The following is an 11460-nucleotide window of genomic DNA, read 5'->3' as shown; positions in this document are numbered from 1 at the left end:
GCCGGGTCACCGCTGAGCCGCGTACTCCTCCCGCAGCCCCGCCCACCGCACCGGCGTCCACTTCGTCCAGTCGGCGGGGTGGCCCGCCAGTGCGTCCACGAGGTGGCAGAAGTGGTCGTGCCACCCGGCGAGGCAGTCCAGCCGCAGGGCGTCGTCGCCGCGGAACTCGTTGGTGAACCGCAGCAGCACGTGCTCGCCGCGCGGCGGTTCCAGGTGGAAGCGCATCCGGCCGTGCAGGCCGTCCACGGTGTACTCGGCGATCCGCTCGACGTCCCAGGCGGTGACGGTGCCGGAGGCGACCGTGGCCTGCCCGTCCGGTGCGGTGTTCAGCCAGCGCAGCGTGACGGCCCCGCCGACGTGCGGTTCGAACGGATCGGCTGCGGCCAGCCACCCCGGCAGCCCCTCGGAACTGGCAACGGCTGCCCACACCCGCGGGACGGGGTGGGGCAGCCGGAGGGTGAAGCGCAGAGTCTGCTGGTCACCCCGGGTCTCGCTGGTACCGCGCTCGATCGTGGACGTCGCATCGGTCATGGCTACAGCGTGACCCCGCAGGGCACGTTCCGCACCCGTGAGGTGCGGCTCCTGTGCCTGAGCCTGGCCGGACCGGCGAGCGGCGTCCGACGCGTGCGGCAGGACCCTCAGACGCCGGCGTAGGAGTGCTTGCCGGTGACGAAGATGTTCACGCCGTAGTAGTTGAAGAGCCAGCAGCCGAAGGCGATCAGCGCCAGGTAGGCGGCCTTGCGGCCCTTCCAGCCGGCGGTGGCGCGGGCGTGCAGGTAGCAGGCGTACGCCACCCAGGTGATGAAGGACCAGACCTCCTTGGGGTCCCAGCCCCAGTAGCGGCCCCAGGCGTCGCCCGCCCAGATCGCGCCCGCGATGATCGTGAACGTCCACAGCGGGAAGACGGCGGCGTTGATCCGGTACGAGAACTTGTCCAGGGTCGACGCGGCGGGCAGCCGGGAGAGCACGGACTGGGCGAACGTACCCGGCTCCACCCCGTTGGCGATCTTGTTCTCGTAGCTGTCGCGGAACAGGTACATCAGCGTGCCGACGCCGCCGATGTAGAAGACGGCACCGCAGATGATGGCGGTGGAGACGTGGATCCACAGCCAGTACGAGTGCAGTGCGGGCACCAGCTGGTCGCTGGAGGTGTACAGCACCGTGGTCGCGATGCCGAGGTCCAGCAGGACGGTGGTGACCAGGAGCAGCCCCATCCAGCGGACGTTCTTCTTCAGCACCAGCAGGATCAGGTACGCGGCGACCGCCACCACGGAGAAGGTGATGGAGAACTCGTACATGTTGCCCCAGGGGGCACGCTTCACGGACAGGGCGCGGGCGAGGACGCCGCCGGCCTGGACGAGGAAGGCGAGCACGGTCATGGAGACCGCGATCCGCCCGTACAGGTCGCCCTTGAACGTGCCGCCGGCCGCGCCGGGCCCGTCCGGGACGTCGCGGGAACCTGCCGCGGTACGGGTGATGATCTTCGGCCGGTCCAGTACGGCGGTGGCCCCGGCCTTCTGTGCGACCTCGACCTTCACCGTGGCGGCGGCTGCCTCGGTGGTCAGCGCGGCGGCGGTGCGGCCGACCTTGCTGCGGCTGCCGAACACCCATTCCGCGATGTGCGCGAAGAAGGCCAGCGTGTAGACGGCCATCGACGAGTAGATCAGCACATTGCTGGTGTGTGCCAGGTTCTCGTTGGTTGCGGCGGCGAGATTCACTTCTCAGCCCCTTCGGAAGGTTCTGCGGAGGACGCGTCGACGAGGTCGGGTCCGGATCGGGGTCGGGGTCGGGGTCTGGGCCGGGCGCGGTGGGCGCCACGGCGTTGAGCGTGACCGCGAGATCGGCCAGCTCCTCGGGAAGCTTCGCGGACTCGCTGCGGCCGAGCCCCGCCATTTCGACGACGGTGACGCCGTCACTGCCGCGTACGGCCCGGACCCAGACGCGGCGCCGCTGGATGAACAGGGAACCGGCGAGCCCGGCGATCGCGGCGATGGCCCCGGTGAGCGCCCAGCCGCTGGCGGGCTGCTTCGAGATCTGGAAGCTGGCCCACTCGTCGATGCCCTCGAAGGTGATCGAGCCGGCGCCGTCGGGCAGCTTCATCGTCTCGCCGACCAGCAGCCGCTGCTTGAGCTGCTTGCCCTTGGCGTCCTTGAACTCCGTCATCTTCGACTTGTCCAGCTGGTACACGTTCTGCGGCAGTCCGGAGTCGACGCCGAGCGATCCGTGGAAGCCGTTGAGGGCCAGCACCGGCATGTCGGCGGCCGGGAACTGGGAGAACATCGTGCCCTTGCCGTTGCCCGCGAAGGTCGGCACGAAGAACGCCTGGAAACCCAGCTGGTCCTTCTTGCCGTTCTTGTCGCGGTAGCCGTCCATCACCTTGATCGCACCGGTGGAGGTGACGTTGTTGTCGATGGGCAGCAGCGGCACGGCGTTGCGGTAGACCTCCTTGCCCCTGGCGTCCTTGACGGAGACGACGGGCGCGTAGCCGTGGGCGTTCAGGTAGACCTTGGTGCCGTCGACGACGAGGGGTTCGTTGACCTTGATGACGGACTTCTGCGACTTGCCGTAGGCGCCCTTGGAGTACGTGACGCGGGCCTCGTAGGTACGCGGCGTGCCGATCTGCGGGCCGCTGCGCTCGTACGTGCCGATGAAGTTGTCGAGGCTGAAGCTGAAGGGGGACAGCGAGTCCTTGTCGAAGAGCGACCCGGACTTGAAGTCGTCGTACTGGGTGATCGTGTTGGAGAACCCGTCGCCCTCGACAACCAGTTTCCCGCCCTCGGACTTGAAGAGCTGTCCCGCGGCGAAGGCCACCAGCATCACGATGAGCGCGATGTGGAACATCAGGTTCCCGGCCTCGCGCAGATAGCCCTTCTCGGCGGCGACCGCGTCCCCGTCGGTGTGCGCGCGGTAGCGGCGCCTGCGCATCATCGCGAGCGCGGCCTCACGGACCTGCTCGGGCTCGGCATCGGTGCGCCAGGTGGTGTACGCGGGCAGCCGGGTCAGCCGCTTGGGTGCGCCCGGCGGGCGGCTGCGCAGCTGGCCGACGAACGTGGCGGTGCGCGGCACGATGCAGCCGATGAGCGAGATGAACAGCAGGATGTAGATCGCGGAGAACCACACCGAGCTGTAGACGTCGAAGAACTGGAGCTTCTCGTAGATCGGCGTGACGGTGGTGTGCGCCTGCTGGAAGGTCTGCACCTTGAGTTCGTCGACGCTGTTCTGCGGGATCAGCGAGCCGGGGATGGCGCCGAGCGACAGCAGGAACAGCAGGATCAGCGCGACCCGCATGGAGGTGAGCTGGCGCCAGAACCAGCGGACCCAGCCGATGATCCCCATGGCCGGCAGATTCGCCAGCGACTCCTCGCGCGGCGCGGTGGAGAGCTGGGAGCCCGCGGCGCCGAGTTCACGGGCGGTCTCCCGGTCCTGCTCGGCGCGTACCTCCCGCTCGTCCGGGCGCTCGCGCTGCTGGGAGGGGTTGGACTTGGTGTTGCTCATTCGGTACTCAGATCCCCACCGTGAAGCCGTTGGACCAGCCCTGCAGTTCCTGCATCATGCTGCCCCACGCGCCGGTCAGCAGGAGCAGCCCGGTCACGATCATCATGCCGCCGCCGATGCGCATGACCCATACGTAGTGGCGCTTGACCCAGGAGAAGGCGCCGAGCGCCTTGCGGAAGGCCACGGCGGCGAGCACGAAGGGCACGCCGAGGCCGAGGCAGTAGGCGACGGTCAGTATGGCCCCGCGTCCGGCGGTGCCCTGGTCCATCGCGAGGAAGGTCACCGAGCTGAGCGTCGGGCCGAGGCAGGGGGTCCAGCCGATCCCGAAGAGGGCACCTAGCAGCGGGGCGCCCACCAGTCCGGAGACCGGCTTCTTGTGGATGCGGAACTCACGCTGCGTCATCCAGGGCATCAGGCCCATGAAGAAGATCCCATGAGGATCATCAGTACGCCGAGGACCTTGGACAGGACCCCGCTGTTCGCCTGGAGCGTCTGCCCGAAGAAACCGAAGAGGGCGCCGCCCGAGACGAACACAACGGTGAAACCGAGCACGAAGAGCGAGGCACCCGCGACCATGCGCCCGCGCCGGGCATCCGCCAGGTCGGCGCCGCTGACCCCGGTGACGTAACTGAGGTAGCCGGGGACGAGGGGCAGGACGCACGGCGAGAAGAAGGAGACGAGCCCGCCGAGCACGGCGATGGGCAGGGCGATGGGCAGGGCCCCGCTCATGACGGTCTCGTTGGTTTCGGCGAGGGTGATCACCTGATCACTTCTCCGCGATCAACGGGTCGATCATCTCGTGCAGCTTGGTGTCGTCGAGCGCTGCCAGCGAGCGGGCGGCGATCTTCCCGTCCCGGTCGATGACGACGGTCGACGGAATGGTCTGCAGGTTCAGCATGCCCTTGGGGAAGCGCAGCAGGAGCTTTCCGGTCGGGTCGAAGAAGCTCGGGTAGCTGATCCCGAAGTCCTGCTCGAAGCTGATCGCCGGGCCGCGCTGCGCGTCGCGGGTGTTGATGCCGATGAACTGGACGCCCTGGCCCGCGGTGGCCTTGGCCACCTTGGTGAAGTGCTTCGCCTCCAGGCGGCAGGGGCCGCACCATGAGCCCCACGCGTTCAGGACGACGACCTTGCCCTTGTAGTCGGCCAGGTCCAGGGGCTTGCCGTCCAGGCTCTCGCCGTCGAGCTTCGGAGCCTCGGCACGCTCGCCCTTGGCCACGGTGGAGATCCCACCGGAGCCCGTGACGAAGTGGGTGTCGCCGCCGCCACCGGTCTTGTCGCCCGAGTCGCACGCGCTCAGCGTCAGTGCGAGCGCGACGGCCGCCGCCGGGGCGGCGAGCAGGGTGAAGCGGCGTCGAGGTGCGCGGCCATAGCTCATGTGAAAAGTTTCGCATGGCGGTTTCGGGGATCTTGGGCACCCCCCTCGGTGCCCGTAAAGCCCGTTGTCAGGCCTGTTTAAAGAACGTGTTCCAGCCGCCGTCGGGTGCCTGACCGACCTCCAGCGTACGGAGCTTCGCGAGCACGGCCGGGTCCTGTACGTCGAGCCAGTCGACGAACTGCCGGAAGGAGACGAGGCGCACATCCTTCTTCCCGGCAATGTGCTTGAGCGCGTCCTCGACCGCATCCATGTAGATGCCGCCGTTCCACTCCTCGAAATGGTTCCCGATGTAGAACGGCGCACGGTTCGTTTCGTACGCGCGCTGGAAACCGTCGATGTACGACTGGGTGGCCTGTTCGCGCCAGCCCGGATAGCGGGACGGCATTCCGTTGGTCGAGTTCTTCGACTGGTTCGCCAGGATGTTGTAGTCCATGGAGAGGACTTCGAAGGTGTGCCCGGGGAACGGGATTCCCTGCAGCGGCAGGTCCCAGACGTCCATGCGCTTCGACGGCCACACCTGCGTGCCGCCGGGCGAGCTCGCGTCGTAGCGCCAGCCGAGCTTCTTCGCCGTGGGCAGCAGATTGTCCTGTCCGAGCAGACAGGGGGTGCGGCCGCCGACGAGTTCCTTGCGGTAATCGAAGGGCAGCGGGTCGAGTTCGGTCCAGCCGGTGTTGGTGCGCCATTCGGTGACGAAGGAGACCGACTGATCGATTTCACTCTGCCACTGGGAGGGCGACCAGTTCTCGACGGATCCGGAACCGCCGCAGAAATGCCCGTTGAAGTGGGTGCCGATCTCGTGCCCGTCGAGCCAGGCCTGACGTACACCGCTCAGCGTCGCCTTGATGTGGTCATCGTTGAGATAACCGATATCGGAGGCTCCGATGGGGTTGTTGGGCGGGCGGTAGAGGGACTTCTTCGATTCGGGCAGCAGATAGAGCCCGGAGAGGAAGAAGGTCATCGCCGCGTCGTGTTCCTTGGCGAGTTCCAGAAAACGCGGGAACAGCCCGTTGCCGACCTCGCCGGCGCCGTCCCAGGAAAAGATCACGAACTGCGGCGGCGTCTGGCCCGGTTCGAGCGGAACCGGCGCGGCCGGCTGGCGCGGCTGCTTTCCGGTGTCGGCGGTGGAACCGTCCCCGATGGCCCTGACGTCCTTCTTCGCGGGCCCGGTGCCCTTGGCGGTCCCCCCGGCGCCCTTCGCCCCCTTGCTCGGGCCCGGCCGGCCGACGTCGGCGGAGTCGGTGGAACTGCAGCCCGCCACCCCGATGGCGGCCGCGGCCCCAAGTCCGGCTCCGAGCAAACCCCTTCGGCTGATGTCACGCATGCGGGTTCCCATCTGCGGTCGTTTTGCCCTAAGTCCATACAAACTGGCAATGGCTTAGATGGGCGAAGCAACACGAGGGTTCCCCGAAATAGCACACAATTCTTTACGTAACCAGCCCCCGGCCTTGACCGAACGCAAGACCGATTCCGGGGTCGGTCGGACATGTCCGATCAAGGCCGTCCAGCGATTGCGGACAAGCGGCACCCGGACGAACCCGGGCGACCCGCCCCGCACCCGGCGCTACGCGCCGACGCCCTTCGACGCCCCCTTCACCGGCTTCGCCCCCGCCAGCAGGTGCGCCGGCACCAGGTCCCGCGCCGGCTCCGAATACCCGACCGACACGATCTTGTCGCCCTGGTAGGTGAAGCTGGTCAGCGACGCGAGCGTGCACTGCCGCTTGCGCGGGTCGTGCCACAGCCGCCGCCGCTCCACGAAGCTCCGCACGATCCAGATCGGCAGCTGATGGCTGACGCACACCGCCTCGTGCCCGCGGGCCGCGTCACGCGCCGCGTCCAGGGCGCCCATCATCCGTACGACCTGCTCGATGTACGGCTCACCCCACGACGGCCGGAACGGGTTCGTCAGGTGCTTCCAGTTGTCCGGCTTGCGCAGCGCCCCGTCACCGACGCCGAAGGTCTTGCCCTCGAAGACGTTGGCGGCCTCGATCAGCCGCTCGTCGGTGGCGAGGTCCAGGCCGTGCGCCTTGGCGACCGGCGTGGCCGTCTCCTGGGCGCGCTCCAGCGGGGAGGCGACGACGTGGGTGATGTCGCGCTTCTCCAGGTGCTCGGACACCCGGTCGGCCATCTGCCGGCCGAGCTCGGAGAGGTGGTAGCCGGAGCGGCGGCCGTACAGCACGCCGTCCGGGTTGTGCACCTCTCCGTGGCGCATCAGATGGACGACGGTGATGTCCTTGCGACCGGTGCTGCTGCTGGTCTCGCTCATGCGGTGGCCTCCGATGCGGCGCGGGCGGCGGCGGGCAGCGCGGCGGCGATCCGCTCGACGGCCCGGGTGTCGTGGGCGGTGGAGACGAACCACGACTCGAACGCCGACGGCGGCAGATAGACGCCCTGCGCCAGCATCGAGTGGAAGAACGGGGTGAAGCGGAAGGCTTCCTGCTGCTTCGCGTCGTCGTAGTTGCGGACCGGCCGGTCCGTGAAGAAGACGGAGAACATGTTGCTCGCCGCCTGCACGGTGTGCGCGACCCCCTCCTTGGTCAGGGCCTCGCTCACCAGCCCGCGGATCTCCGCGGAGACCGCGTCGACCTTCGCGTACGCGGCGTCGTCCAGCAGCCGCAGCTGGGCGAGGCCGGCGGCGGTGGCGACCGGGTTCCCGGAGAGGGTGCCGGCCTGGTAGACCGGGCCGGCCGGGGCCAGGTGCGCCATCACGTCGGCGCGCCCGCCGAACGCGGCGGCCGGGAAGCCGCCGCCCATCACCTTGCCGAAGGTCATCAGGTCGGGCCGCACGCCGTCGATGCCGAACCAGCCGGCCTTCGACGTACGGAACCCGGTCATGACCTCGTCGGAGATGTACAGGGCTCCGCCGGCGGCGCAGATCTCCTTGAGACCCGCGTTGAAACCGTCCAGCGGCGGCACGACGCCCATGTTGCCGGGCGACGCCTCGGTGATCACGCAGGCTATCTCACCCGGCTGCGCGGCGAAGACGGCCCGCACGGCCTCCAGGTCGTTGTACGGGACCACGATGGTGTCGCCGGCCTGCGCGCCGGTGACCCCGGGGGTGTCCGGCAGACCGAAGGTCGCCACCCCGGACCCGGCGGCGGCGAGCAGCGCGTCGACGTGACCGTGGTAACACCCGGCGAACTTCACGATCTTCGCCCGGCCGGTGAAACCACGGGCGAGGCGGATCGCGGACATGGTCGCCTCGGTGCCGGACGACACGAGCCGCACCTGCTCCACCGGCTCGACCCGGGCCACGATCTCCTCGGCGAGCGCGACCTCGCCCTCACCGGGCGTACCGAATGAGGTGCCGCGGGCGACAGCCTCCTGAACTGCGGCGATGACCTCGGGATGGGAATGGCCGAGAATCATCGGCCCCCACGAGCACACGAGGTCGACATACTCACGATTGTCGGCATCGGTGAGGTACGGACCGGTACCGGACACCATGAAGCGGGGCGTACCGCCCACGGCCCGGAAGGCACGTACCGGAGAGTTCACGCCGCCGGGCGTCACGAGGGACGCGCGGTCGAAAAGCGTCTGCGAAACTGGGGCGTCATAGGGAAAGCTCACACATGCCATGGTGTCAGAGCCACGGACGGTCTTGCGGACGGGTGTTTCACCGCACGCCCGTGGGGGAGGTCACTGACACGATGATCGGGTTGCGCGGCGGGGGCTGTGTCTCCTAGTTAGTAGTCGGGTGGATGAGATATGCATCGCGGTGGCGGAGTGGGCGAAGGGACCGACGACCTGGGGCCCGAGCCTGCCCGGCGGGGTCGGCACCGGCGCGAGGCTGAGCGCAGGCAGGGCATACAGGCCGGTGGTGCGCAGGTGGGCGGCGGAGCCGGAAGCAGGAGTGGTGGCCGGGTGGGGGTGACGTACAAGTACTTCGGGGCCCCCGACGGGGCCACTGCCGCACGCGTGCCCATTTCCATGCGCCCGGAGGAGCTCGGGGGCGACGAGCTGGGCATGGGCGGCATGTTCACCAAGATCAAGCCGGAGACGGTGGCCGCGATGGTCCTCACCGGCATACAGGGCATACCCCTGCACAAGGTGCCGCCGCTGGAGCTGGTCGTCCTGCACCCCGACTACGCGGTGGTCAAGCTCCCGATGACGGTCGTCGACCCGCTGCGCGGCGTCGGCGAGGAGTCGGTGGGCGCCGCGGCCTTCATCTGGTCCACGGTCCCGGATCGCGGCGGTCCTCGCGATGCTTTCAACGTCTACCAACTGCTGCACGAGTGGCAGGACTTCAGCCACCGGCTGCACGACGCGGGACACCAGGCGTACTGCCTGGTGTGGCCCTGAGCAGGGGTTTCCTGCCGCCTCCTGAAGGTGGGCGGGGTCCGCAGACCCCGGCGGGCACTCACACGGCCACGCCGGCGTCCTCGCGCGGTCCCGCCTGGGCGGCTTCGGAGGCCCGGCCGGCCGACGGCACGGCGGCACGGGCGTCCGGTTCACCGGCGCGGCGCCGCGCCACGAAGGCGGTCGCGACGAGTGCGAGTGCGACGGTCCCGGAGAGCGCGGGCCAGTACACGTAACGGTAGTTGGATTCGGGCGCCGTGGGCAGGTAGGCGAGGACGTACAGGAGGGAGCTGGCCCCCAGGAGCCGGAGCTCCCGGGTGTAAGGGCCGCTCCACCGGCGACGCAGTACGAGCACCAGCGAGACGGCGAGCCAGAACCAGCCCTGGAAGAGCATCGGCAGGTCGCGGGCGAACCCGGTCACGTAGTTCTGCAGGGCGGACCGCAGCGTGTCGTTCAGCGGCTCCTTCTGCACCTCGGGGTGCAGTCGGGCGCCGGCGTTGACGTGGGTGCCGTTCCAGAAGACCTGATTGCTCTGGAAGAGCAGCTTGGTGAAGACCCGGATCCGGTACTCGGCGTAGCCCTTCCAGTGCCGCGGCATCTGCTGCGCCCACATCCGGACGACGACGTCGGCGTGCCGGTCCAGATACGTCACGTCGAAGGTCCGGCCGTGCGGGTAGCACTGCAGGTAGGCGTCGGAGGTGAGGTTCCGCCGCCGGCAGTCGACGGTGGCCGCGACCAGGCGGTCACGCACGTCCGCGCTCGCCCCCGCCTGTTCGGCGGCGGTCCGCACCTGGGCCGGGGTGAGCACGTGGACGAGATCGTCCACCGGGATCACCGCGTACACGCGGGTCGGCACCGGGGCGGTGGCCGCGGACACACCGGCGCTGCCGGCGATCACGACCGCGGCGAACACACCGGTGGCCGCCAGCCAGCGGCGGCGCCCCGGGGCGGGCCACGCCGCGAGGACGAGCATGGCGAAGACCGGGACCACGGCGGGAATGGCGTTCTTCCGTACGAGCGCGGCGTACGCGAGGAACAGCACGCCCAGCACCAGCAGCGCCCAGCGAGTCCTGACCCGGTCCGGTGACAGCTCGCGGACGGTGAGCGTGATCGCGAAGACCGCGAGGAGCGCGTACGCCAGGTGCACGTCCTTCCACACCACGCCGGTGAGGTTCATGATGTGCGGCGCGAACCCGACGGCCAGGACGGCGAGGGAGAGCCCGCGACTGCCGGTCTTCTTCCATCCCAGCCGGGCGAGGACCCACAACGCCCCCACAGCACGGCGGCCTGCAGGGCGGCCATGGCCGAGAAGTCACCCGTGATCCGGATGACGATCCGCCACGCAAGCGCCATCACCGGCGGATGCCAGTCGTTGACCGGCTCGTCCCCCAGCGCCTGCCACAGCTGGGTGTTGCTGTCCGCACTGAGGTATCCGGGGTGGAAGACGGTGGCCACGGCATAGCCGCAGGCCGCCGCGATGGCCGCCAGGCACCAGGGCCACAGCGTGCCGTCCCTCCAGGCTCCGCGCAGTGTGGTGGTCCACCGGTCGACAGTTCCGGACATGTGGGCAGGGTCCTCCCGGTCGATGACGACGGCTCGCGTGGTCACTCAACTGTGAGCTGAGAAAGCGCAGTTCGCGGGCAGCGTGGCAGGAATCTACGCGTATCGGAACTGGAAGGACAAACCGGAACTATTATTTACCCGCACGGCGGGCCGCGGCAGGCGCGGCACCACGAGCACCCGCGGGGACCGCCGACGGGCTCACGCCGCTTCGGCTGATCAGGTGCGTTCCGGCAGCACCTCAGCGCGGTTGCGTCCTTGCAGGGCTGCCGACGGTAAGGGTTTGAACTGCACACTGCCTGCTACGCATTGTCGAGAGGGATCACCCATGCTTCGTAGTATCGCGATCACCCTGGCCACCGTTGCCGCAGCCGGATTCGTGGCCGCCGGCCCCGCTGCCGCCAACAACTCCGACGGTGGCTGGGAGGGCGGCAAGTCCGCCGCCGGCTACTCCGAGGTCGAAGGGGACCGCGCGGGCCTGGACTACCTGAACCTGGGCGGCCCGTACGGGATCACCCACCTCAAGGCGAACAAGGCGCACTTCGATCTTGAGCGCGGCTACTACTACTCCGAGTACCTCCAGGGCCGCTGACCCACGACCGCACGATCGGGCAGGGCCCGCCACGGGGTGCGGACCCTGCCCGCGGTCACCCGCTCGGCTCGGCGCACCGCCGGAACGCGCCCGCCCAGCCGGCCGGTGCAACCACCCGGCTCGGCGCCCCGGCACCGGCCGC

10 protein-coding genes and 2 pseudogenes are annotated in these 11460 nt (G+C 69.1%); 2 read left to right on the top strand and 10 right to left on the bottom strand.

The genetic code is table 11. From position 1 onward, the window contains the following. Positions 1-6: 6 nt before the first annotated feature. From LNW71_RS18095 to hemL, 8 genes and pseudogenes are all read right to left on the bottom strand, one after another. A complete protein-coding gene (locus tag LNW71_RS18095) occupies positions 7-531 on the bottom strand; it encodes an SRPBCC domain-containing protein (protein ID WP_250972048.1) in 525 nt (174 codons plus the stop codon). Between the two features lie 107 nt (positions 532-638). Further along, entirely contained in the window at positions 639-1718 is a 1080-nt protein-coding gene (gene ccsB, locus LNW71_RS18090; RefSeq protein WP_250969182.1) for a c-type cytochrome biogenesis protein CcsB, read from the bottom strand. After that, a pseudogene (locus tag LNW71_RS18085) lies at positions 1715-3495 on the bottom strand (cytochrome c biogenesis protein ResB). The gene ccsB and the pseudogene LNW71_RS18085 overlap by 4 nt, the downstream one beginning before the upstream one ends. Before the next feature lie 7 nt (positions 3496-3502). Beyond that, positions 3503-4224, bottom strand: a pseudogene (locus LNW71_RS18080) (cytochrome c biogenesis CcdA family protein). Positions 4225-4261: 37 nt separating this feature from the next. Beyond that, complete coding sequence (locus LNW71_RS18075; RefSeq protein WP_250969181.1) at positions 4262-4870, bottom strand: TlpA disulfide reductase family protein; 609 nt, start codon at positions 4868-4870, stop codon at positions 4262-4264. 67 nt (positions 4871-4937) lie between these two features. Continuing rightward, the gene (locus LNW71_RS18070) at positions 4938-6191 is read right to left on the bottom strand and encodes a hypothetical protein (protein ID WP_250969180.1); all 1254 of its coding nucleotides are present in this window, start codon (positions 6189-6191) and stop codon (positions 4938-4940) included. Between the two features lie 240 nt (positions 6192-6431). Then, positions 6432-7133, bottom strand: coding sequence for a histidine phosphatase family protein (locus LNW71_RS18065; RefSeq protein ID WP_250969179.1), 702 nt, complete (start codon positions 7131-7133; stop codon positions 6432-6434). After that, positions 7130-8446 carry a glutamate-1-semialdehyde 2,1-aminomutase gene (gene hemL, locus LNW71_RS18060; RefSeq protein WP_285802150.1) on the bottom strand — a complete coding sequence of 439 codons (1317 nt, stop codon included), beginning with the start codon at positions 8444-8446 and terminating at the stop codon, positions 7130-7132. Before hemL ends, LNW71_RS18065 begins: the two co-directional genes overlap by 4 nt. 129 nt (positions 8447-8575) lie before the next feature. On the opposite strand from hemL, the gene LNW71_RS18055 reads away from it, so the two are divergent. After that, a complete protein-coding gene (locus tag LNW71_RS18055; RefSeq protein ID WP_250969177.1) occupies positions 8576-9169 on the top strand; it encodes a hypothetical protein in 594 nt (197 codons plus the stop codon). A gap of 58 nt (positions 9170-9227) precedes the next feature. Here LNW71_RS18055 and LNW71_RS18050 read toward each other — a convergent pair whose 3' ends face one another. Together LNW71_RS18050 and LNW71_RS18045 are read right to left on the bottom strand one after the other, a co-directional pair. After that, complete coding sequence (locus tag LNW71_RS18050) at positions 9228-10433, bottom strand: hypothetical protein (RefSeq protein WP_250969176.1); 1206 nt, start codon at positions 10431-10433, stop codon at positions 9228-9230. Beyond that, positions 10340-10729: a hypothetical protein gene (locus tag LNW71_RS18045; protein ID WP_250969175.1), complete on the bottom strand. Its 390-nt coding sequence runs from the start codon at positions 10727-10729 to the stop codon at positions 10340-10342. Before LNW71_RS18045 ends, LNW71_RS18050 begins: the two co-directional genes overlap by 94 nt. A gap of 325 nt (positions 10730-11054) precedes the next feature. Between LNW71_RS18045 and LNW71_RS18040 the strand changes: the two genes are divergently transcribed. Further along, positions 11055-11318, top strand: coding sequence for a hypothetical protein (locus LNW71_RS18040; protein ID WP_250969174.1), 264 nt, complete (start codon positions 11055-11057; stop codon positions 11316-11318). Positions 11319-11460: the final 142 nt, after the last annotated feature.

Source organism: Streptomyces sp. RKAG290 (genome assembly GCF_023701695.1).
Taxonomy (GTDB): domain Bacteria; phylum Actinomycetota; class Actinomycetes; order Streptomycetales; family Streptomycetaceae; genus Streptomyces.
The sequence above is the reverse complement of the archived record's forward strand: the minus strand, read 5'-3'. Positions and strand labels throughout refer to the sequence as shown.